The organism is Clostridium nitrophenolicum, from assembly GCF_055391695.1.
This window is the reverse complement of record NZ_AP042469.1, coordinates 283,374-305,838: the sequence shown is the minus strand read 5'-3', so window position 1 is coordinate 305,838 and position 22,465 is coordinate 283,374. Positions and strand designations below refer to the sequence as shown.

21 protein-coding genes and 1 pseudogene are annotated in these 22,465 nt (G+C 30.3%); 5 read left to right on the top strand and 17 right to left on the bottom strand.

Annotated features, from left to right (window positions below; all coding sequences use genetic code 11):
- Positions 1-93 precede the first annotated feature (93 nt).
- Positions 94-1,827, top strand: coding sequence for an ATP-dependent metallopeptidase FtsH/Yme1/Tma family protein (locus tag ACZ5N4_RS01410; protein WP_464206516.1), 1,734 nt, complete (start codon positions 94-96; stop codon positions 1,825-1,827).
- Positions 1,828-1,941: 114 nt separating this feature from the next.
- Here ACZ5N4_RS01410 and ACZ5N4_RS01405 read toward each other — a convergent pair whose 3' ends face one another.
- The 3 genes from ACZ5N4_RS01405 to ACZ5N4_RS01395 form a co-directional block, all read right to left on the bottom strand.
- Positions 1,942-2,946 carry a rhomboid family intramembrane serine protease gene (locus tag ACZ5N4_RS01405; protein ID WP_464206514.1) on the bottom strand — a complete coding sequence of 335 codons (1,005 nt, stop codon included), beginning with the start codon at positions 2,944-2,946 and terminating at the stop codon, positions 1,942-1,944.
- 120 nt (positions 2,947-3,066) lie between these two features.
- On the bottom strand, positions 3,067-4,125 hold the full coding sequence (locus ACZ5N4_RS01400; protein WP_464206512.1) for an HD-GYP domain-containing protein: 1,059 nt from the start codon (positions 4,123-4,125) through the stop codon (positions 3,067-3,069).
- 305 nt (positions 4,126-4,430) lie between these two features.
- Positions 4,431-4,829: a DUF6762 family protein gene (locus tag ACZ5N4_RS01395; RefSeq protein WP_464206510.1), complete on the bottom strand. Its 399-nt coding sequence runs from the start codon at positions 4,827-4,829 to the stop codon at positions 4,431-4,433.
- A 116-nt stretch (positions 4,830-4,945) separates the two neighbouring features.
- On the opposite strand from ACZ5N4_RS01395, the gene ACZ5N4_RS01390 reads away from it, so the two are divergent.
- On the top strand, positions 4,946-5,275 hold the full coding sequence (locus tag ACZ5N4_RS01390; protein WP_464206508.1) for a hypothetical protein: 330 nt from the start codon (positions 4,946-4,948) through the stop codon (positions 5,273-5,275).
- A 30-nt stretch (positions 5,276-5,305) separates the two neighbouring features.
- Here ACZ5N4_RS01390 and ACZ5N4_RS01385 read toward each other — a convergent pair whose 3' ends face one another.
- Both ACZ5N4_RS01385 and ACZ5N4_RS01380 read right to left on the bottom strand, forming a co-directional pair.
- Positions 5,306-5,731 (bottom strand): Fur family transcriptional regulator, encoded by a 426-nt coding sequence (locus ACZ5N4_RS01385; protein ID WP_464206506.1) that lies wholly within the window; start codon positions 5,729-5,731, stop codon positions 5,306-5,308.
- A gap of 21 nt (positions 5,732-5,752) precedes the next feature.
- Entirely contained in the window at positions 5,753-6,304 is a 552-nt protein-coding gene (locus tag ACZ5N4_RS01380) for a manganese efflux pump (protein WP_464206504.1), read from the bottom strand.
- 274 nt (positions 6,305-6,578) lie between these two features.
- On the opposite strand from ACZ5N4_RS01380, the gene ACZ5N4_RS01375 reads away from it, so the two are divergent.
- The gene (locus ACZ5N4_RS01375) at positions 6,579-7,493 is read left to right on the top strand and encodes a transposase (protein WP_464206502.1); all 915 of its coding nucleotides are present in this window, start codon (positions 6,579-6,581) and stop codon (positions 7,491-7,493) included.
- A gap of 238 nt (positions 7,494-7,731) precedes the next feature.
- On the opposite strand, the gene ACZ5N4_RS01370 is transcribed toward ACZ5N4_RS01375, so the two are convergent.
- The 6 genes from ACZ5N4_RS01370 to ACZ5N4_RS01345 all read right to left on the bottom strand — a co-directional run bounded on the left by ACZ5N4_RS01370 (position 7,732) and on the right by ACZ5N4_RS01345 (position 15,335).
- Positions 7,732-8,442 (bottom strand): M48 family metallopeptidase, encoded by a 711-nt coding sequence (locus ACZ5N4_RS01370; RefSeq protein WP_464206500.1) that lies wholly within the window; start codon positions 8,440-8,442, stop codon positions 7,732-7,734.
- A 9-nt stretch (positions 8,443-8,451) separates the two neighbouring features.
- The gene (locus ACZ5N4_RS01365; RefSeq protein WP_464206498.1) at positions 8,452-10,071 is read right to left on the bottom strand and encodes a S41 family peptidase; all 1,620 of its coding nucleotides are present in this window, start codon (positions 10,069-10,071) and stop codon (positions 8,452-8,454) included.
- Positions 10,072-10,250: 179 nt separating this feature from the next.
- Positions 10,251-12,374: a cell wall-binding repeat-containing protein gene (locus ACZ5N4_RS01360; protein WP_464206496.1), complete on the bottom strand. Its 2,124-nt coding sequence runs from the start codon at positions 12,372-12,374 to the stop codon at positions 10,251-10,253.
- A gap of 566 nt (positions 12,375-12,940) precedes the next feature.
- Positions 12,941-13,471: a VanZ family protein gene (locus ACZ5N4_RS01355; RefSeq protein ID WP_464206494.1), complete on the bottom strand. Its 531-nt coding sequence runs from the start codon at positions 13,469-13,471 to the stop codon at positions 12,941-12,943.
- A 45-nt stretch (positions 13,472-13,516) separates the two neighbouring features.
- Positions 13,517-14,188: an ABC transporter ATP-binding protein gene (locus ACZ5N4_RS01350; protein WP_464206492.1), complete on the bottom strand. Its 672-nt coding sequence runs from the start codon at positions 14,186-14,188 to the stop codon at positions 13,517-13,519.
- Positions 14,181-15,335: an ABC transporter permease gene (locus ACZ5N4_RS01345; RefSeq protein ID WP_464206490.1), complete on the bottom strand. Its 1,155-nt coding sequence runs from the start codon at positions 15,333-15,335 to the stop codon at positions 14,181-14,183. The genes ACZ5N4_RS01350 and ACZ5N4_RS01345 overlap by 8 nt, the downstream gene beginning before the upstream one ends.
- Before the next feature lie 618 nt (positions 15,336-15,953).
- Here ACZ5N4_RS01345 and ACZ5N4_RS01340 point away from each other — a divergent pair.
- Positions 15,954-16,385, top strand: coding sequence for an AMP-binding protein (locus ACZ5N4_RS01340; protein WP_464206488.1), 432 nt, complete (start codon positions 15,954-15,956; stop codon positions 16,383-16,385).
- Positions 16,386-16,754: 369 nt separating this feature from the next.
- Here the strand turns inward: ACZ5N4_RS01340 and galU are convergent, their stop codons facing one another.
- From galU to rfbB, 4 genes are read right to left on the bottom strand one after another with little or no spacing between them, the layout of a single operon-like run.
- The gene (galU, locus tag ACZ5N4_RS01335) at positions 16,755-17,699 is read right to left on the bottom strand and encodes a UTP--glucose-1-phosphate uridylyltransferase GalU (protein WP_464206486.1); all 945 of its coding nucleotides are present in this window, start codon (positions 17,697-17,699) and stop codon (positions 16,755-16,757) included.
- Positions 17,700-17,750: 51 nt separating this feature from the next.
- Positions 17,751-18,632: a dTDP-4-dehydrorhamnose reductase gene (rfbD, locus tag ACZ5N4_RS01330; protein WP_464206484.1), complete on the bottom strand. Its 882-nt coding sequence runs from the start codon at positions 18,630-18,632 to the stop codon at positions 17,751-17,753.
- 19 nt (positions 18,633-18,651) lie between these two features.
- Positions 18,652-19,209 carry a dTDP-4-dehydrorhamnose 3,5-epimerase gene (gene rfbC / locus ACZ5N4_RS01325; RefSeq protein WP_464206482.1) on the bottom strand — a complete coding sequence of 186 codons (558 nt, stop codon included), beginning with the start codon at positions 19,207-19,209 and terminating at the stop codon, positions 18,652-18,654.
- 11 nt (positions 19,210-19,220) lie between these two features.
- The gene (gene rfbB / locus ACZ5N4_RS01320; protein WP_464206480.1) at positions 19,221-20,276 is read right to left on the bottom strand and encodes a dTDP-glucose 4,6-dehydratase; all 1,056 of its coding nucleotides are present in this window, start codon (positions 20,274-20,276) and stop codon (positions 19,221-19,223) included.
- Positions 20,277-20,436: 160 nt separating this feature from the next.
- On the opposite strand from rfbB, the pseudogene ACZ5N4_RS01315 reads away from it, so the two are divergent.
- Positions 20,437-20,817: pseudogene (locus ACZ5N4_RS01315) on the top strand (tyrosine-type recombinase/integrase); the annotation flags it as partial.
- A gap of 386 nt (positions 20,818-21,203) precedes the next feature.
- Here ACZ5N4_RS01315 and ACZ5N4_RS01310 read toward each other — a convergent pair.
- Together ACZ5N4_RS01310 and ACZ5N4_RS01305 are read right to left on the bottom strand one after the other, a co-directional pair.
- Positions 21,204-21,446 carry a phage integrase N-terminal SAM-like domain-containing protein gene (locus tag ACZ5N4_RS01310; RefSeq protein ID WP_464206478.1) on the bottom strand — a complete coding sequence of 81 codons (243 nt, stop codon included), beginning with the start codon at positions 21,444-21,446 and terminating at the stop codon, positions 21,204-21,206.
- Between the two features lie 229 nt (positions 21,447-21,675).
- Positions 21,676-22,296, bottom strand: coding sequence for an acyltransferase (locus ACZ5N4_RS01305; RefSeq protein WP_464206476.1), 621 nt, complete (start codon positions 22,294-22,296; stop codon positions 21,676-21,678).
- Positions 22,297-22,465: the final 169 nt, after the last annotated feature.

The following is a 22,465-nucleotide window of genomic DNA, read 5'->3' as shown; positions in this document are numbered from 1 at the left end:
CGTAACCTTTTATTATTGATAGTTCACAGTTTTTCATCAAGATTTCAACTAAAAATTCAAATATATAATTATTTTAGGAAGGTGAGGTATTTAATGAAGAATAAAATTAAAAACAAATTTATGCTGATACCTGTTTTAACTGCCGTACTTTCTCTAGTAGCGTTGATATTTTTTACTTACTCACATAGATCTACTGATTACAAATCTTATGTTATTTTTTTAAATGATGTCTCTAGTAAAAAGGTTTCAACTGTGTACTTAACTAATACTTCTAAGATAAGAGTTAAGTTAAGTGACGGAAAAATATATGAAACAGATAATCCTAGAACAAGTGATTTTAAAGAAGTAATGTTAAAGGATGGAGTTACAGTGTCTGAAGATCTACCAGTGGATATTGGACAAGTACTTCCTCTGACGACTTTGGTTCTTTCCATTGCAGCTATTGCATTTATGGGTATAAAATCATCATCTATTACTTCAAAAAGAATGCGTTCAGTGGATGCCTTAGATGCAAGTGTTGTGGCAGATACAAAATATAACTTTGAGAGCGTAGCTGGAAATGAGGAAGCTAAGGAAAGTATGAATGACTTAGTTGACTTTTTAAAAAATCCTGATAAATATGCTCAATATGGCGCAAGAATGCCAAAAGGAGTAATACTTTATGGTGAGCCTGGGACAGGTAAGACACTTCTAGCAAAGGCTGTAGCAGGAGAAGCTGGAGTTCCATTCTATGCTGTATCTGGTTCAGATTTTATTCAGGTATACGTAGGGGTTGGTGCCAGCCGTATAAGACAATTATTTAAAAAAGCAAGAAGTAACGGCAAAGCTGTTATATTTATCGACGAAATAGATGCTATCGGTAAGAAAAGAGATGGCGGAAAAAATACTGGTGGTTCTGATGAAAGAGATCAAACTCTAAATGCATTGCTTACTGAAATGTCAGGCTTTAACGAAAAAGAAGGCATTATAGTTATGGCCGCTACAAACAGATTAGACATGCTAGATCCTGCTCTTTTAAGACCTGGTAGATTTGATAGACACATTGAAGTCAATCTTCCAGACGTGAGCGCTAGAGAGAAAATTTTAAATCTTCATCTAAAGAACAAGCCTGTAGGAAGTATAAACGTAAAAGAATGGGCTCATAAGACTTCTTACTTCTCAGGAGCAAAACTTGAAAGTTTAGTAAATGAAGCTGCTATACTGGCTTGTAAAGATAATAGTGAAAATATAGAAGATATACATCTTGATCAAGCATTTTCAATTGTTCTCGCTGGATACGAAAAGAAGAATAGAGATCATATAAAGGATATAGATAAAAAGATTACAGCTTATCATGAAATTGGACATGCTCTTGTATCTTTAAAGGTTCTACCGGAAGAAAAGGTATCAAAGGTTACAATTATACCAAGTACTAAAGGTGCTGGTGGATATACTCTAAGTATACCTAAAGACAACTTATATCAAAATAAAAACTATTTGAAGAAGAGAATTATGGTTCTACTTGGTGGAAGAGCTGCAGAAGAAATCATATTTGGAGCTGATTACATTACAACTGGAGCACACAATGACTTAAAACAAAGTACAAAAATATCATTTAATATGATAACTCAATATGGTATGGGGGACACTCTTGGATTATTAAACATGCAGGAGTTGCTGGAGTTAAATCTAAATCAAGATGAAGTTATTAAAGAGTGTAAAGACATGATTGATTCTATGTATGAGGATGTTAAGAGGCTGCTTTTAAGTGAAAGACATAATCTAGAAAAGTTAACTAATTTACTTTTAGGAAAAGAAACATTATATTCAGAGGACTTGAATCTATAATGATAGTCATCGGGGACGGTACACAATTTTTCATCTTGAAAAATTGTGTATCGTCTTTCTTTTTATTTGGGGACAGTCTACAATGAAGCAATGAATAAAAATTGTAGTGTGTCCCTATTTGCGAAACAAAAATAATGAAGCTATAACACCGCCAATAAGTCCACCCATATGTCCAAAGTTGTCTACATTAGGTATAGAGAAGCCTATAACTAAATTTATAGCAATAACGGACACTATGTTCATCATAAATCCTTTGCCAACACTATTTTTCATTTTGACTGCAAAGATCAATGCTGCTCCTAAAAGACCAAATATAGCTCCCGATGCTCCGATAGATACCCCGGTTGAAAATATATAACTAAAGATAGACGAAATTATGCCTGCTAAAAAGTATATAAAAACATACTTAGTTCTTCCGTATATTTTCTCTACTAGTGGCCCTAAAGAATTTAATGCATACATATTAAGAGCAAGGTGTATAATTCCACCATGTAAAAACATACATGTAATAAATCTATAGTATTCTCCTTGGTTTATAAGCTGATTAACCTTTGCGCCTAAGAATATGAGTACATTTATATTACTATCAATAATGTTTCCTGATAAATAAGCGGTAAGTATATAAGCCAATACATTTACACCAATTAAAACATATGTTATAATTGGTCTCTCTGCCTTTGCAGCTCTATTCTGTGATGTGCTCATGTAATTTATAATGGTCGCTAATTCCTGAGCCTTATCTTTTAAATCCTCGCTAAAATATAGTACTTTATTATCCACATTGTTGATTAAAATTAATCCACATTGTTGATAAATTTCCTGATTTACACGCAATTCTCCATTCTCATTAGATTCGATTTTCAATCTATCGTCAATTATAGCCTGGATTAGTCTTATGTTATCAGTTTGTAAGTGTTTTCTTGCTAATATTTCTATTTCATGAATATTGAGTTGATAACTGCCTTCTAAATTACAAAAAAACATCACATCAATGCTACTATCTGTCTTTTTATAAACTCCCCAATTAGTGTAAAGGCCATTTATTTCTCCAATCTCTAAAATACTATAACCGTAATGTTCATATAGACTTTGTATTAAGTTTTTAATATATGCTTCCATAAAATTCTCCTTCAAATCATATAAAACTTTAAAAATAAAAGCACCGCAACAGATAAACCCTTCTTACTAGTTTATTGTGTGCTGTGCATTCAATTTTATCCCGCAACTAACCATCACTTATCATGCAATACTTTGTATTACAATGCTAGGATTATTTAATAAGTCTATTTCATAAAAAGGTATTGGATTTTTAGTTTCACTATCATATAACACTCTGACTACTGGTCTGTCTGGGAATCCTTTGTTTTGTCTTATAACAAATCCCTCATTACCATTTGATAGTTTAACACAACATCCTAAAGGATAGATAGCAAATGTATTTTTAAAATTTCTAACCAATTCTTCATCAAAATTAGTTCCACTTCCTGAGAGAATGAGTTCATAGGCATCATTAGGGCTAAACTTCTTTCTGTAACATCTATCATTACTTATAGCATCATATACATCACAGATACATACAATCTTCGCAAATTTAGAAATCTGTTTTCCATTTAGTCCATAAGGATATCCCCTACCATCAACTCTTTCATGATGTTGTTCGACTATTTTAATTATAGAATCAGGCATTGAAATGTTCTTTTTTAGCATTTTAGCTCCGTACAATGTATGCTTTTTAATTTCATTAAACTCTTCATCTGTTAAACGTCCCTGCTTATTTAGTATAGTAATTGGAACTTGCGTCTTTCCTACATCGTGGAGCATCGCTCCAATACCGAGATCTTTTAGGTCCCATTCATTAAATTTTGAGGACATACCTAGAAAAGTCGTCATAATACAAGTATCTAAAGAGTGTACATATGTATAGTTATCATAGGTTTGTATGTCATAGAGACTTTTATTAACATCTCCGAGATCTACAATATAATTAATCATATCTTCAACAGCACCAAGTGATTCCTTAAGCTTTTTCCCATTACAATCATGTACATTTTTCATAACATTGCACATGCTTTTCATTGTAACCTGTTTTAGCTCTGAAAGTTTTTCATCTTCTACATCCACATCATCTAATCTGTCATCTTCTACGTATATATAGAAAACACCTAAATCTTTCAGTTTTTGTATGTAACCATCATTTAACCTTACTCCAGCTCTTAGTAAAACTTGTCCCTCGTTTGTTAATATGCTTTTACCTAATACATCACTTTCACTAACCCTATTAATGAACTCCAGCCTCATTTCTCCACCTCAAATAAATCTTGCTATCATACACATATATTGCACACCTTGATTTACACATTATTCTAAAATAAGTCAAAATACTACTACTTATGAAATCATATCATATTATTTAAGAAAATAAAATAGCTATATACAGTTATTATACTAAACTTTAATAATTATTAATAATGCTGTTTAAATATTAATTATAAAAAAGTCACTGTATTTTCAGACAATTATAAACAGTTGTCTAAGTATAGGATTCAATGATGTGCAACTAGCTTTCTAGTTTGAACCCTATACTTTTAAACAACTGCTTACAATTATTTGTACTCCTCTTCTTTTCCTTTAACATTTTCAAAGACTTCCTTTATATGTGTTTTAATTAGAGAACATAAGTTATTTAATTTTGATAACACAATAGAATGTTCCTCATTATAATCAAACTTTACTAACCATGTGGGATTATACTCATCGTCAATTTGCTCTATACTATATTCTTGTTCTATAAACTTATCTTCATTAAACAAATCGAATACAGCAGAGTATTCCCAATCCTCAACATCTCTATTGGTATCAAAATATACATTTATTTTGTCACCATCATAAAACATCTTCCTTATGTACTCTGCACCTTCACCTACTTCATAGCTTCCTAGCTCCTTAGTCATAAAACCTGTATTTTTATCTTTTTCCATTAAAACTAATGAAGAGAAATCCATACATTAACACCGCCTTACATATAACTTTAATAATTTTTATAATATTAGTATTTACTTATTTACAAATTTTAGTTATTATATTATTGTAATTAATTTCCATTTAGTGAGGGAAGCTTATGAAAAAATTTTTAGCAATTTGTTTAACTGTGGTTATCGTTGGTGGATTTATAAAGTTTACTTATACATCTAACAAATGTAAAAATATTGACTATGCTGTTCAACACTACTTTACATCTGGAATATTAAATCGTTATAAAATGTATAACATAGGTACCCTAGATCTTTCTTTCTCTAACGGCAACATAGCTGTAGTAAAAATCGATGGAATGGAGAAAAAATCTCCACATCGTCAGGTAGCTTACAGCGTTTTCCTAGAAAGAAATAGCCAAGGAGTATGGAAAGTAAAAAAAATCTACCCTGCTCAAGTTACTTTAAAAAGTCAATAAAATCTTTAGGAATAGATAGGCAGTCTATTCTTATTTTTTTACATGGTCTGTGCATTCATCACAAATTCCTTCAAGCTTTAAGTCTAATTCCTTATCCATAAATGTAAATCCCGTTTTATCCTTTATTAACTCTCTAACCTGTTGCATTGGACAATCTATTTCAACCTCTTTATGGCATAACTTACATTGAAGTATATGTTTATGATCTTCTTTTCTAAGCCTATAATTATTTTTACCCTGTCCTAGATCAAACTTCTTTATTAATTCCTTATTTTCAAATAAGTCTAATGATCTGTATACAGTGGATAAATCAATATTTAAATTTCTTTTCTTACATTCATTAAAAATATACTCAGCATTTACAGCATGATCTGATTTATTTAAAATATCAAGCACATTTATTCTTCCTTTTGTAACTTTTATTCCATGCTGCCTTAAGTATTTTTCTATTTCCAATGCTTTCACCCCAAGCTTTCTTTAGAAAAACATCATCTTTATCCCGAAGATAACAAGTATTACTCCGCCTATATAATCTGCATATTTGCCTAAAAGCTCTATTTTTTTTAGGTACTTTGCTATTACAAATGCAAGCGATGATATTATTAATGTCACCACTCCTATAAACAATGTATCTTTAAATATAATGAGATTGTTATTTATGTTATTAAGTATAGTGAACCCTATAACCATGGCATCTATACTTACTGATATACCAAGAATAAAATATGTGCCTGGTTTTATAACAGGACATTCTCCTTTATTTTGAAATCCTTCTTTTAACATTAAAATTCCTACAATTGATATAAGGGCTCCACCTATAATTTGAGGAACAGATGCTATGTATGTATTAAATAATACTCCTGCATATGCACCGATAAGAGCGAATAAAAATTGAAAAAAACCGCTGCAGGCTGAAAATAAAACTTTGCCTTTTATTCTTACTCCACGATTTAATCCTATGCATAATGCCACACCAAATGCATCTAACGATAAGGCTATGGCTATCAGTAACAATGAATAAAAGTCCATACCATTTCTCCTTATTTTTACTTTATTTTAACAATAATATTTTACTTTATATCTATTATATTGTCTATATAAAGAAGTTTTTATAAGACATTTTTGTTTGGGGACGGTTCGCAATTTTTATACAGTTTGGGTTAGCTAAGGGACAGTTTACAATTTTTATGCTTATATTCTATTTAGATAACTATTGAATCTAATTTCATTTATTAATCTATAAAGAATTAAATTGTTATCATGTGTCAATAATTCTAATAAAACATGAAGGGAGTGGTAGTCATTGAGTAGAACTCCACGCAAAAAAGGTTTAAGCAATATCCATCACATTATGAGCAGAAGCATTAGTGAACTTCAACTATTTGTAGATTTTAAAGATAAAGATAAATTTCTAAATATAATTAGAAAATATCAAAAAATTTATATGTTTACTATATATTCATTCGTTCTTATGGATACTCACTATCATTTGCAAGTTAATGACAATGGTGCTGATATATCTAAGTTTATGAAGTCCATAAATCAGAGCTATGCCCAATACTATAATAAAAAGTATTCAAGACATGGTCACTTGTTTTCTGATAGGTTTAAAAGTAAGCCTATAGAAAAGGATAGTTATGTTGTTACGGCCTCTGCCTATATACATAATAATCCTAAGGATATTCCAAACTACAAAAATCGTGTTCACAAATATAAATACTCAAGCCTTAAAGTTTATGCTGGAATGTCCTCAAAATATTCTGATATTTTAGATATAGATTTTATATTAAAATATTTTAATACTAATAAAAGATTGGCACGTAAATCTTATTTAGAATTTGTGTGCAAATTTAATGACTTAAAAATTAAGGATGTACTAGAATTTAATAGCTCTGAAAATTTTTATACTCCTATGAAACATATACTTGTTAGAAATTTCAAACCTACTGATATAATAGATTTTGTTTCTCATTATAATAAAGAGTCTTTTTGTATTCATGCAAAGTATAATCATAAAAATATGGAATCTAAATCAATTTGCGTAGTTCTAATGAGATCTTTGTGTGATTTTAAATTTAGTGACATTTCAAAAACTATAGGGAATTTAACCCATTCTAACATTGGAAGATTGTGTGAAAAAGGAATCTCGTTGATTAATACCTCTGAAAAATATAGAAATATAGTGGATGATTTTATAAACTATAGTCGGTCTGCATAATTTAAAAATTTGCCAACCTAATTTAGAACTTTTATCTATAAACAATTGTACAAGCATATAAGATAAGCTAAATTATTAACAAAACTATAGCAATCATGCATTGTATATGCGTTAGTTCTATCTCGCTACCTTATTTGCTATTATTATTTGTTATTACTTGGGGACGGTTTACAATTTTTAATGAATAATAATTGTAAACCGTCTGCACAAGCTGAAGCTGAGTAAGAACTATGTATCATCAAATTCTCAATACATGTCCATTGTCTTTCAACCATTTTCTTCTTTTTTCATAATCAGGTAAAACAGACTTCACTGTATTCCAATATTCCTTAGAATGATTCATGTGTATTAAATGACATAATTCGTGTACAACTATATAATCAATAATGCTAATCGGTGCCATTATAATCCTATAATTATAATTTATGTTTCCCTTCGATGAACAACTTCCCCATAAAGTTTTCTGGTCCTTAATAAATATTCTTTTAGGGCTTACCCCAAGAACCTTGCTATACATATCTGTTCTCTCTTTGAATAATTTGGCAGCTTCCTTTCTATATAGATTTACAATAGCACTATATATTGTATCATCACTCAACATACTGCTTAAATTTATAAAAACCCTAACTTTCTCATCCTCTATTTCAGCATTGCATATAGGTTTAGTAACTTTAATAATCTCTAATTCCAACTCTTTCCCTAAAAATAGAAACCTTTCCCCATCCTCAAAAGCTCTGTTATAGGCAAAATTAGCTTCTTTAATGAGTCTAACCTTATCAGTTATCCACTTTTGTTTCTTCTTTATAATATTTTTAATAGTTTCTTCGCTCACACCAAAAGGAGAAGTAATTATGACTTCTCCCTTATCTGTAATCTTAATTCCAATAGTTTTTCTACGTTTTCTAATAATCTTATAGGTAATTGTTGAAAAATTGTATTGTGTCCCCATCACATTCACCTATTTCACTGTAACAGGTCTTATTACGTCTTTAACCTTTATATAATAAGTCTTTCCGCTTTTTAAGTTTTCTTTAGGCACTAGGCTTATTTTTTTATTATCAACTTTTTTCACATCAAAAGCCACACGTTGTCCAGTCTCTCCATCAATAAATTCCATGTTAGTATAATCTTTAACTGTATCAGCATTCACCTCTTTATTAAAACTTATAGTAAATACCTTATTCTGTTCAACGTCCTTTAGAGTATCTAAATTTTTATAATTAGCATACAAAAATTTATAAGCATTATCAAAATAGTCTGTAGGTGCTTTAACCCAACCCTTATCGGTTCCTACATATACGTTATCCTTAGAAACTTTATTCAATATATACTTAAATGCAGCCCAGTGTTTTTCGTCTTTAGCTAAGTTTAAGTTGATCTCAAAATCTTTTCCTGCATAATTTACTTTTACATAACCTCTTTTATCTACATCATTCATACATTTCCCGGAAAATAATTCAGCAACCGCCAAAGAATCAACATCCTTCGCTTCAAAATCAGGTGTTACTCCAACTTTCTGAATTACATTACCTAGAGGTGAGTAAAACTTTTCTGTAGTTATCTTAAGAGCACTTCCATCTGATAAAGGAAACATCTCTTGTGCAACCCCTTTTCCATAAGTAGTCACACCAATAAAAAACGCCTTCTTATAATCCTTTACTGCAGCAGATAAAATTTCTGAAGCACTTGCTGTATACTCATTTATAAGAAAAATTACAGTTTTATCTATGGTGATTCCCTTACCTCCTGCTAAATACCTTACTTTATTTCCTTGTCTATCTTCCACCGTAATTGCAGGATTAGATCCGATAAAGTTTCCAGCTATCTCAAGAGCTGTCCCCATATATCCACCACCATTATTCCTTAAGTCTATTATGTAGCTATCGGGACTCTTCATATTTAATTCCTGCAGCTCTTTGCTGAATAATTGCGAAGTGTCCCCACCAAAAGATACAATGTTGATGTAGGCAGTGTGTTCATTCAACATTTTTCCAGTTACTGTTGGGAGACTTATCTCTCTTCTCATTACGCTGAAATTCAACATAGTATCTGCTCTTTTTACCTGAAGGTTTATAGTTGTACCTGATTCTCCTTTTATATAGGATGCCGCTTCATCTGCAGTTAACCCTGATAGTGATTTATCGTTAGCAGAAATTATTATATCCCCTTCTCGAATTCCCGCCTCCATCGCCGGTGAGTTCTCTATAACAGATCTTACCTTAACTCCTTCATTAACTATTTCCATATAGATGCCTATCCCATACATCTTGTTGTCTATGTAATTTAAAAAATCTTCCTCCTGTTGCTTAGAAAAATATTGAGAATATGGGTCGTTTAACCCTTTTACAATCTCCTCTATAGTTGGTGCATTCAGCACATTATCAGATACTGGAGTCACATAATTGTCTCTAATAATAGCCCTAGCTTCATCTAGTGTCTGACTAGATGCTTGTACCTTAAAAGAAGAACTAGCAACTAGAAATATTGTTAAAGCTAGAAATGAAATTGTACTCTGTATCTTACCATATACTGACTTATTTCTAATCCTATTCTTTATTGCAGAAAGTTTATTCTTCATGTTTTGTCTAATCCTCCAATACTCTTAATTTGTATATTATAAAAATTATACATCATTTTTTCTATTAATAAAATCTAATTATTTGCAAAAATCTTACGATACTTTATTCTAAAACTAAGGGACAGTTCACAACTTTTCATCATATTATTGATGAAAAATTGTGAACTGTCCCCATCACTTTACTTGCTATTTCCTAAATTAATAAGATCCATGTAATCAAAAGAATTTTCTTTCGTTAGTTGAGGAATAGTTATCTTTACATCTTTATTAATGTTATAATTTTGAGTATTATAGTTAAATCCAAGTCCAAGAATGCCTTTTACATCTTCAGTTGTTGCACCCGGGGTATTGCTCAATTTATTCATAACCTCAACAAACTTATGAATGTCTAATTGTAGATCAACAATACCGGTTTCTCCAATGATATAACCATCGCAGATATTATAGGTTATGTCTATTCCTTTATCGCCAATTACTTTTAAATCTTTTATTGCATCCATAAATGTCTTTATCTGCTTCATAGATTCTTGAGGATTTGAAGCCATATTAGCAAATACCTTTTCTATGTCCTGCTTTTGCTGTTCTTTATTTGGTACTCCTGAAAGATCAACACATGACAACATAAATTGCTTCATAAAGCTAATGAACTCTTTATTTTGCACTGCATCAGTTGCAGTATAATTTAATAAAGATTTAAATGTCATGTCATTAAGCTTTAACTGATAGGTTTGTGCATACTTTATTCCATCTTTATTATTAACTCTCATTAATCCTTTATAGTCAATAAATTTAAAGCCTGGATTCCAGTTTTCTAAATATTTTTCCATAAAGCTTTGAAATTGTGGTTGAAAGTTCTTGCTAAAATCCATTAAACCTGTAATATTATTTGTTCCAGGCATGAGTTTAGAATTTGCCTCAATAGGATCCATAACCATATATTGTTTTCCTGCAAACTGTGGTGGAAGATATTGTGCTGCAACTTCAGGAATCTTTATAATTTCTTTCATCTTAGGCTGACTTCCTGTCATATCTAAGCTTACCCAAGCCGTTGTTTGTATGTTCATTCCTGCTACTTGAATACTTATGTCTTCTTGAACATCTGATAAAGTTTTATTACTGTTTCCATTCATCTTTATATTAAAATTCATTTTTGAATTATTTATTATAGGAATTATTTTATCTGCCTGATTTTGTTCTTCTTTTGGTAAGTCTTTAACACTAGCATTTACTCCTATAGTACTGTCACTCTCCATAGAGTTAATGTTATTTTGATTTAAAGTTGCCTTTAGTAATCCACTGTTTATACCTTGATTTTTGTTCATTGGAAGTATCTTTTCTAGTAATGATGTATTTACAACTCCTTCTCCGCCTAATACATTAACTTGTCCAATATCTTTTATATTGCTATCAATGTATTCCTTAACCTTTGCTTCAGAATTTTCATCAACTAAAATTATTGGTGAAGACGTTAATGCAGCTAATGCAGAGCCTGATAAAGAATCAGCGAAGCCTTTTCTACTTGAAAAATAAACTGTATCATATTTAAGATCCTTAGAGAATTTATTTATAATATTTATGTTTCTTTCATATTCATTGTTCCCAGTGATTCTTTCTGCATTTGGAAACTGTTTTACTATATCATCATTGATAACGTCTTTATCGCCTATAACATATGCTTTTGATATATTATTTTCCTTCAAATAATTCTGTAATGTATCAGTAACTTTGTCTTGTGGTACAAGTATTATAGGCATTTCCTTTGAAGCTGCAATAGGTGCTGCACTAAGAGCATCTGCAAAATCATCTCCCTTAGCTATAACCACACCATTATTTGCTCCTACTTTTTTAGCTATCTCAATAGATGTGTCATATCTGTCATTTCCAGAAATTCTTTCTATTTCTATTCCTTTATTTTTAATTGCATCCTCAACCTTTGAAGATACTGATCCTATTCCACCAATTATAAACGCTTTTTTTGCTTTCAATCTAGATAGTTCTTTAGTTAAACTAGAAGCTGAGTCAGATTGGTTATCCAAATTATCTTTTGAAACTAATAAAATTGGAGCATTATATTTTTTAGCTAAAGGTGCTGCACTAAGAGCATCACCGAAATCCTCGCCACTAGCAATTACTACATAATCGGATGTAGCGTTCCATCCATTTCTTGAAACAGCAATAGATGTATCATATCTATTTGCTCCTCCTATTCTCTCTGGGTTAACTGCAGCCTTCGTTCTAGTAGTAACACCTATACCTAAACATAAGCTTATTGATAATAAACAAGCTATCTTTTTCATGTTCATAGTAAATATCCCCCTTCACATTACTAATGCTATTATAACATTGGTAAATTTATACTTCAACATATTTAAGTGCAATTTATTGCTTATCCATATAAAAGGCTGTTATGCCATTAAAGTATAATATTAAATGATGTATATTAATATCACAGAAGCATCTAATAAGCCTTTAAAATTCCTATCTGCTTGTACTTTTGAACCACACTTATTCTAAGAATACTTATTATATTGTTTTAATTATTGATTTTTCGTCAATACTAATTATAGTACCAGATACTACTAATCTATACTGGTTTGCTCAATATTAGTATTGATAACTATAAGATATTTAGTGTATTATATTTTTAGGTACATCTAAATTACTTGTAAAGTGATGCAAAAATAAATTAATATAATGAAAAGGTGATGATATGTTAGTGACTTCTACAATAGTACTGTTTATAATTCTTACAACTATAATAACATTAGCACTATGCAAAGCTGCAGGCAAAGATATCAGGGAATAGTAACTAAAAAATAAGATTACAACTCCATTAAAATTTTAAGTTTACTATTCCTAACTATATCCTTTAGTAGACTTGATTTCGTTTGAAAAACTTATAGTAAAATAAATAGTAAATCGACATGCCTATTAGGCTTCCAGCAAAGTCTATTAATATATCGCTTACTAAGGATGTTCTTCCAGGTACAAAGACCTGATGAAACTCATCTGTAACTGCATAGAATAAACATACAAACATTATATAACTTAATGCTGATTTTCCTTTTATATTAAATGAAAATAGTACAGCAGTTACTATCATAGCAAGAACTAGATATTCAAAGGCATGTGCATTCTTTCTTAAAATTATATTTAAATTTTCCTCTCTTTTATTCAAATATTCATTATCTACTATACTGCTTTGTACAAGCTTTTCATTAGAAATGTTAGAATTATTTACTACAATTTTTTCTTCTTTTTTAATCTGATGATACTTACTTTTTATATCGTTCAGCACACGGTGACTTCTCTCTTCTGAAACCTCACCAATATTTGAAGAGTTATAAAATATAAATCCCATCCAAAGAATGCATAATATAACCAATGATACTTTCTTCAAATGCGCCACTCCTTAATTAAAAAACTTAACAAGAAATTTAATACCTTAAATTATTATTCCATCTTTTATTTCTATTATTCGATCCGCCTTCTTAGCTATTCTATCATCGTGAGTAATAACTACAAAAGTTGTACCAAAATTCTTATTTATATCTCTAAATATTTTATATATGTCTTCAGCAGAATTGGAATCCAAATTACCTGTTGGTTCATCTGCTAAAATAATCTTAGGCTTATTCATAAGAGCTCTAGCAATAGCTACTCTCTGCTGCTGCCCGCCAGATAAATTATATATCTTACTCTTCATTATGCTAGATAAACCAACTAATTCAAGCAATAGCTCTGCTCTTTCACGGGTCTTCCTTCCATGGAAAAACCTCTTAATTGTATGAGGCATAAGTACATTTTCTAACGCATTAAATTCAGGTAGAAGATAATGAAACTGAAACACAAATCCCATTTTTCGATTTCGAAGAGCAGCTAGAGTTATTCTGCTCATTTTGTCTATTCTACTACCATCTATATAAACTTCTCCATTAGTCGGCTTATCTAATGTACCAATTATATTTAAAAGTGTAGTTTTTCCACTGCCGGAAGCACCTATAATAGCCGTAAAGGCACTTTCCTCTATAGTTAGGTTCACATTACGAAGAACTTCAGTTTTAACCCTGCCTCCATAAATCTTATCTACATCCTTTAATTCTATAACATTACCCATTCTTTATTACCTCCACAGGACTCAATCTAAAGGAATTTACAGCTGGGAAAAAAGCTGCTAAGGTTGCTGCGGCTATATCTATTAAAGCAGATTTACCTATAAACCTATGGCTAACAATAATGTTTATTACTGGCGTTCCTTCTGGAGTTATTATGTATGTATTAAAACACTTTATATATGTAAATGTAAGCCAAATGCCTAAAGCAGTACCTAATACACCAAGTATAAAAGCTTGTATAAAGAATATATAAGCAGCAGAAAAGTCCCTAATTCCCATAGCCTTTAAAATGCCAATTTGCTTATATTTTTGAACCACACTTATACCAAGTATACTTATAATACTCAAAACAGCTGCAAGCAGCACAAAAATTTCAATTATGATAGTGCATATTTTCTGTCCAACTAGTCCACTAAATAAAAGCTTATTTTGATCCTTCCAGTTTTCCACCTTTAATTTTTTATCATTTAAACTTTTTTCTATGTGTTTCCCTACAATATCAGCATTGTATACATCATTTACACCTATTTCTATAGATGTAACCTTGTCCCCAAAGCCCAATAAGTCTTGTGCTGTTTTTAAATCTGTAATAAGCCAAGTTCTATTTACCTTAACCGCTCCTAAATCGTAAAAGCCCGCCAAAGTAAGTTCAATTCTTTTCTTATCTATAGTTATTATAGTTATCTTGTCTCCAACATTAACTCCTAACCTTTCCTTTAAATCTCTACCTATTAAAGCTTGACCACTATCCTCTAGCATCTTTCCTTCATAAATTCTATCCTTCATTCTGTAAAGTGAATTAACGTCGTTATAAATAAATCCCCTTATTTGTACAGGCTCTGTCATATCGTTTAATTTTATAAAGGCTTGATAATCCACTACAGGGGCTGCCGATTTTATATCTTTATCTGCTTTTATAATCTTATTCTTTTTGTCCTGCCAATCCGTTATGCCTCCTTTCGTTGAATATACAGTTATATGAGCAGAACTTCCTATAACCTTATTTAGCAACGTAGATTCAAGACCTTTACTTAATAGTCCTATAAATATCTGAACAGATACCCCGATAGCTATCCCTAATATTATTACAAGTGTTTGTATTTTGTTGTATCTCAGAAATCGACCTGCTATTTTAAACGATGTAAGCATATTTATTCCTCCAATTTTTACTCGTTTTCCAATTATATAAAACTAAATATAAATATGAAATAATAATCATCACTATAAATAAAAAACTTTTTAAAATCTTATTTATGACTTCTCCTTATCATATATAAAACAAGCAACTAGGAAATTAATTATTCTGAATTCGGATTTTATATCTAAATACTATATACATACGTATATTAATTTCAATCTATTGGGTTAGTTTAACAATAAGTCTTAAAAAGTCTTCAGTGAACAAGCCTGACGGACAAAAAGGTCATAAAATCTATATTCTACAACAAGTTGAAATCTGATTGTGTGGAGTTTATCTAAAATAGATACTATTACGAAAATGCCTATGATATCTCAAAGAGTTTTAAATTCAAGCTTTTTCTTGAAGTACATTTAATTTCCATACTACCCCATTAATTGAAATTAATACTCGTATGTATATCATAAAGGAATATATGGTTTAATTTAGTAAAAATTAGAGATGAAAATTTAAAGTATGATATTGAATATTTGGGTATATACAAAAGTACAAGCTATTATGTGCCAAAAAGAATTATAGATTTTTGAGAAGTATTATTTAGTAAAATAAGGGTTTTGGAGGGAATTAAGATGAATGCATGTGATTTAGTGGACAAATATTCAAAAACAAATTTAATTCTTTATAAATATAGAGAGCGTTCTATGAGTTATGAAGAATTGATTAAAAAATCCGATGCACTAGCATCATACATAATTAATTGTTCTAGTGATAATAAATTGCCTATTATTGTTTGTGGACATAAGGAGCCTTTAATGCTTGTTTGTTTTCGTGCTTGTACTAAATCCGGACATATCTATCTACCAATAGACAATTCTACACCTAAGGAGAGAATTAAGGATATAGCTGAGAATTCAAATGCTCAAATGATTTTCAATGTATCAGAAAATAATCTATATTTAGACAATGTAGATATTAAAAACTGTGAGGACATAAAAATAATAATAAATAATACTCATAATAAAAGATATAAAGTTAAGTTTGATATAAATAAAGAAGCTTAATGAAAAACAAAGAAGCAATAACTAACATGAAAAGTTCACTTAAACACCGGGGTATATTGCCAGTGCTGAGGGCAGCATAAATACTTCTTTACGAGTCTAAACCTTTGATCCAAGAAATGCCTAATAACTTTGATAAACTTGTTTCCCTCAAATATATCTAAAGTTCTAAAGCATTTCTCAAATCCTACGCTAAGATTCATTAAAAAAGTATTTAAATGTGCCTTCAGAACTGGTAATATACCTCTTATCATAAGCGAAATTATGAGAAAATAAATTTTATAATATTTAGTTTTGTACTAAAAAATGAAAACAGAAGTCATTCATACTCCTGTTTTTATTTACAATTTGTTAATGAGCCCTACTAAATTTTTATTCTTTAATTATAGATGCTGCCACTTCTTCTTCTGTTAAATTTTTTTTGTTATAAAATTCTTTCCTCTTAAAATTGGCACTCATCTTGACATTTGAAAGATAGTCCATAAGCTCTTCTCTTAAATCATTGCGTTTTAAAGCATATTCTATGTTAGCCTGTAAAAATCCAAGCTTATCCCCTACATCATATCTTATTCCTTCAAAACAATAGGAATACATAGCTTCTTGTTTTGCTAACTCCTTCAATGCATCAGTTAGCTGTATTTCTCCGCCTTTCCCAGGTTTAGTTTTTTCAAGTATTTCAAATATTTTAGGAGTTATTATATATCTTCCCAAAATAGCGATGTTTGATGGTGATTCTTCTATTTTTGGTTTCTCTACTAAATCCTTCACCTTATAAACTTTGTCTTCAATTTTTACGCCTTTTACAATACCATACTTAGATACTTGTGTTTTATCAACTGGCTGTACTCCTAATATAGAAGTTTTGTATTCATTATAAGAATTTATTAATTGTTTTAAGCATGGTACTTCACTATCAACTATATCATCACCTAACATAACAGCAAAGGGCTCATCTCCTACGAAGGCTTTAGCACGACATATAGCATGTCCTAAGCCTTTAGGCTCCTTTTGTCTTATATAGTGGATATCAACCATATTAGATATATTTTGTACTAGTTCAAGTAACTTTTCTTTATGATTATTTTGAAGCTCGCCTTCTAGTTCAACAGATTTATCAAAGTGATCTTCTATAGCCCTTTTGTTTCTTCCTGTTATAATTAGTATTTCTTCAATACCTGAAGCTACAGCTTCTTCAATTATATATTGAATTGTTGGTTTATCTACTATTGGCAGCATTTCTTTTGGTTGAGCTTTTGTTACTGGTAGAAATCTTGTACCTAATCCCGCTGCTGGAATTATTGCCTTTCTTACTTTCATTAATATTACACCCCTTCAACTTTAGTATCGTTCTAAAAAAATTGTCATATATTATATTTTTACATTTTCAAGAAAAACTTTTAACGCCTCTCTCCAATCTCTCATCTCATCTCCAACGCTACATCTCAACATCATATTATCTAGCGACGAAAAAGCTGGCCTCTTAGCAGCCCTATTTATCTTATTAGATGTAGTTGGACTAACAGTACACTCTATTCCCTCAAACTCAACTATCGCCTTTGCAAAATCATACCATGTACACTCACCAGTACCTGTGCAATGATATATTCCATACTCATTAGTCAAAGCAATTTTTAAAATATGATGTGCTAAATCCTCTGCATTAGTCGGATTCCCCCTCTGATCATTCACTACCTCCAAATGTCCTTTTTCCTTTGCAGCTTTCATAATTGTCTTTACAAAGTTATTTCCATTATATCCATAAAGCCATGCAGTTCTTACTATAAAATATCTTAGGCAGCACTCTCTAACATAGTTCTCTCCAAGCAGCTTTGTTTCCCCATACACACTTACTGGATTAGTTAGATCATATTCTCTATATGGAACAGTTCCATTACCTCGAAACACATAATCTGTTGATATGTGTATAAGTTTTGCATCTAATTGTTCACAAGCAATAGCTAAGTTTCTCGGTCCTAGCGAATTCACTTTTAAAGCTAAATCCCGATTATTTTCACAGCCATCTACGTTAGTATAAGCTGCGGAATTTATAACAATATCAGGTTTAACTTCATTTATAAAACTTTTTACTAATTCTAAATTTGATATATCTAATTCTTCTATATCTACTCCTATAATCTCAGCGTTTCTATAATCCTGTGGTATAATACCTAATTCTGATGCTCCTTCTTTTAATATATTAATAATTTGACTACCTAATTGTCCTCTACAGCCTGTAATTAATATTTTCATTTTACTACTCTCCTAGAAACTAAAATTCTATTTTGCTTTCTTCTAAAGTTGAAGCATTTTTATCTTTTTCAGACAATAAAACTTCTTCTATTCCCTCTAAAGGCCATTGTATATTTATATCTGGATCATTCCAAGCAATACCGCCTTCATACTCAGGATGATATAGGTTTGTACACTTATATACAAATTCTGCTTCATTAGAAGTTACTAGAAAGCCATGTGCAAAGCCTTCTGGGACATAAAACTGCTTTTTATTTTCTTCAGTTAAAAGCACTCCATACCACTGCCCATAGGTTTTAGATTTTTTTCTTAAATCTATTGCTACGTCAAAAACTTCACCTTTTATTACCCTAACAAGCTTTCCTTGAGGATATTTAGTTTGAAAATGCATTCCTCTAAGTACTCCTTTTCTCGACTTTGATTGGTTATCTTGAACAAAAACCATATCTAAGCCTTGAGCTTTGAAATCCTCGTAATTATATGTTTCCATAAAGTAACCTCTATTATCTCCAAATACCTTAGGTTCAATAATATACAATCCCTGAATAGGAGTTACTGTAAATTTAAATTGTCCCATGAATATACCTCCTACTTTTCTTCATACATTTTTTCATAATACTTTTGATATTCTCCTGAGGTTATATTATTCATCCAATCCTTGTTATCTAAATACCACATTATAGTTTTATTGATTCCAATTTCAAAAGTAGTTTCAGGATACCATCCTAATTCTTCTCTTATCTTAGTTGGATCTATTCCATATCTCCTGTCATGACCTTTTCTGTCTTCTACATATTTAATTAGACTCTCTGTTATTTTCTTATCTACATTTTCATTTAAGTAGTTTATAACTGTCTTAACTAACTGGATATTGGTTCTTTCATTATGTCCACCTATGTTATAAACCTCTCCTAATCTTCCTTTGTTTATAACCATATCTATTGCCTTGCAATGATCTTTTACATATAACCAATCTCTTATATTGGATCCATCACCATATACAGGTAAATCCTTGTGATTTAAACAATTATTTATTATTAATGGTATTAACTTTTCAGGAAATTGATATGGACCATAGTTATTTGAACATCTTGTTATATTTATTGGCATCTTATATGTATCAGCATAAGCCTTTACCATTAAATCTGCACCTGCTTTACTTGATGAATATGGACTATGTGGATTTAATGGTGTTGTTTCTATAAAAAATCCTATTTCTTCAAGTGATCCATATACTTCATCTGTAGAAACTTGAAGATATTTCTTACCTTCTTTAAAACCATCCTGTATTTCCCATGCCTTTTTTGCTGCATTTAATAATGTAACTGTTCCTAATACATTAGTTTTTACAAATACTTCTGGTTCTCTTATACTTCTATCTACATGTGATTCAGCTGCAAAATTTACTACGTAATCTATATCATATTTTTCAAATAATGCCTCTATTAGTTCTTTATCACATATATCTCCTTGAACAAATATGTAGTTAGGATTACTTTCTATATTTTTAAGATTTTCCAAGTTTCCTGCATAGGTAAGCTTGTCTAAATTAATTATTTTTATATTATTGTATTTATTTAACATATATATAACAAAATTTGAACCTATAAAACCTGCTCCACCTGTAACTAAATAAGTCTTCATCTTTAATCCTCCAGACAATTAATTTATTTGCTTCAAGAACTAATTTTTTAATTTATACCAAATATCACCACCTATTCCTATATTATATATATACGTATATTAATTCTAATTACTGCGGTAGGATAAAAAAAATTAAAAAAAGCAATCCTCAGATGTACGGTTAAACAGTCCACCCGTTATTACATTAAAGGGAAAAGGCAGTAAATTAAGACAAGTTCCCATTATGGGAAAAACATTTATTCTGTTTATAGACTACCTAGAAGAACAAAACCTAAAAACTTCAGCAAACAGAACACAGCCGGTTTTTCGTAACCTCCAGAAAAAGAAGCTATCTAGATGGGGGGGCTCCTACATAATCAATAAATATGTGGAACAAGCGAAACAGAATGTAGGTTTTAAAAATGACTGTAATATCACTCCACATGTATTTCGCCACAGCAAGGCCATGCATTTGTTACAGGCAGACGTTAATCTGATTTATATTCGTGACTTCCTAGGCCATTCGAATGTTTGTACTATAGAAGTACGCAAGGGCAGATAGTGAAGTAAAAAGGAAATCATTAGAAAGTGCCTATATGGATCTAACTGCCGAAGAAATACCTAAATGGGATCAAGATGGAGATTTGTTAAATTGGTTGAAGAATCTCTGTAGATAGATAATACCAAGAACATATTATGGTGAGTAATTAAAGCAAATTCTTCATATTTACAAATTTTTTCCTTATGCACTCACCATAATATAATTCTCCCCATAATGTCTTAAGGTATGAACTGTTGCATTTTTAGTAAGTTCAGCCTTTTTTATTGCCTTATGTTTAATATTTTCTGTAGTATCAAAAATAGCTTTAACTTCTTGTGGAGATAGTACAACTGGGAGTTTTCTAGGTTCCTTTATCCTTGGAATTCTATTGATATCCCATAACTGATTTAAAACTTTTGCGTAGAAATTTTTAAGATAGCATAAATTGCATTAGTAGAGCCTTCTGTTAAATGTTTTTCTGTGATACAATAATGTAAATAACCACATATTTCCTTTTCACCTAATAGATGAGGTGACTTGTTGTAAAACTTAGAAAAGTTACTAATGTAAGTAAGATAATACTTTGTTGTTATAGGGCTATAACCTTTTAACCCCATATACATTTTCATTTGTTTTCTTAATTCTGACATGTTAACACTCCTTTTTATTTTGATTTGGGTTTGTCCTTATATGGTTGCCAATATAAGTAATAAAAAGAAGTATTCATGATAATAAAGTAGTAGTTATTGTTAATAACTATCACTTTAAATTTATAAATATCTTAGATTTTAAACTCAAAGCCTTGAATTGAAGTTAAACCCGCCACCGCTTGATAGCGGTTTAGTTCTTTGTTTCTATTGCGCATTAACTAAAATAAGATTAACTTTCCCATTTTACATTTTCTTTAATAACTTTAGCTGGTACTCCTGCGACTAAGGTATATGGAGGTACATCTTTAGTTACAACAGAATTTGAAGCAATTATAGCTCCCTCTCCAAGAGTTACACCTTTAAGTATAGAAGAGTTAAAACCAATCCATACATTATTTTTTATTATTATTTCTTTAGTTGTTTCTTGTTGCACATCATTATAATATATATTGTGTCTATCACTGTCTATTATATTTACATTCCATGATATTGTAGTGTTATCACCAATTTCGATTTTTTTAGATGCCATTATTCTTGTGTTTTCATTAATGAAAACATTTTTTCCTACTTTCAAAATAGCATTAGGGCCTACAGATATTCTACATCCATTTCCCACTCTGAAATTTTTAATATCTAAAGTAGCATTATGTCCAACATTTAATAATGATTTTTGCTTATTACAAAATAGAACACCAAAAGATAATTTTTCTCTTATGATTATTTTACTTGTTTTATTTAACATAATTATAGAATTCTTACCTATTAAAATCTTAGACTTTACAGTATTTAATAACTTGATATTATAATATAATGTTTTAAGCATGCATACATTTTTAAAAGAATTTAACATTTTTATCCTCCTAGTTCCTTATTTATTATATTCTTGTTTTATTAGTCTCTATGTGATTCTAATATTATTGCATCTTCTAAATGTACATTAAAAAAATTACAATTTTTTATATTTACAATACTATTTTTGAAATTGTCAACAAAAACTAGACACAAACTTTTAATTATTG

Bases quoted from the DNA above. Each gene is read 5' to 3' on its own strand.
- ACZ5N4_RS01410 (WP_464206516.1), top strand. From the start codon at position 94: ATGAAGAATAAAATTAAAAACAAATTTATGCTGATACCTGTTTTAACT.
- ACZ5N4_RS01405 (WP_464206514.1), bottom strand. From the start codon at position 2,946: ATGGAAGCATATATTAAAAACTTAATACAAAGTCTATATGAACATTAC.
- ACZ5N4_RS01400 (WP_464206512.1), bottom strand. From the start codon at position 4,125: ATGAGGCTGGAGTTCATTAATAGGGTTAGTGAAAGTGATGTATTAGGT.
- ACZ5N4_RS01395 (WP_464206510.1), bottom strand. From the start codon at position 4,829: ATGGATTTCTCTTCATTAGTTTTAATGGAAAAAGATAAAAATACAGGT.
- ACZ5N4_RS01390 (WP_464206508.1), top strand. From the start codon at position 4,946: ATGAAAAAATTTTTAGCAATTTGTTTAACTGTGGTTATCGTTGGTGGA.
- ACZ5N4_RS01380 (WP_464206504.1), bottom strand. From the start codon at position 6,304: ATGGACTTTTATTCATTGTTACTGATAGCCATAGCCTTATCGTTAGAT.
- ACZ5N4_RS01370 (WP_464206500.1), bottom strand. From the start codon at position 8,442: ATGGGGACACAATACAATTTTTCAACAATTACCTATAAGATTATTAGA.
- ACZ5N4_RS01365 (WP_464206498.1), bottom strand. From the start codon at position 10,071: ATGAAGAATAAACTTTCTGCAATAAAGAATAGGATTAGAAATAAGTCA.
- ACZ5N4_RS01360 (WP_464206496.1), bottom strand. From the start codon at position 12,374: ATGAACATGAAAAAGATAGCTTGTTTATTATCAATAAGCTTATGTTTA.
- ACZ5N4_RS01350 (WP_464206492.1), bottom strand. From the start codon at position 14,188: ATGGGTAATGTTATAGAATTAAAGGATGTAGATAAGATTTATGGAGGC.
- ACZ5N4_RS01345 (WP_464206490.1), bottom strand. From the start codon at position 15,335: ATGCTTACATCGTTTAAAATAGCAGGTCGATTTCTGAGATACAACAAA.
- ACZ5N4_RS01340 (WP_464206488.1), top strand. From the start codon at position 15,954: ATGAATGCATGTGATTTAGTGGACAAATATTCAAAAACAAATTTAATT.
- galU (WP_464206486.1), bottom strand. From the start codon at position 17,699: ATGAAAGTAAGAAAGGCAATAATTCCAGCAGCGGGATTAGGTACAAGA.
- rfbD (WP_464206484.1), bottom strand. From the start codon at position 18,632: ATGAAAATATTAATTACAGGCTGTAGAGGACAATTAGGTAGTCAAATT.
- rfbC (WP_464206482.1), bottom strand. From the start codon at position 19,209: ATGGGACAATTTAAATTTACAGTAACTCCTATTCAGGGATTGTATATT.
- rfbB (WP_464206480.1), bottom strand. From the start codon at position 20,276: ATGAAGACTTATTTAGTTACAGGTGGAGCAGGTTTTATAGGTTCAAAT.
- ACZ5N4_RS01310 (WP_464206478.1), bottom strand. From the start codon at position 21,446: ATGTCAGAATTAAGAAAACAAATGAAAATGTATATGGGGTTAAAAGGT.
- ACZ5N4_RS01305 (WP_464206476.1), bottom strand. From the start codon at position 22,296: ATGTTAAATTCTTTTAAAAATGTATGCATGCTTAAAACATTATATTAT.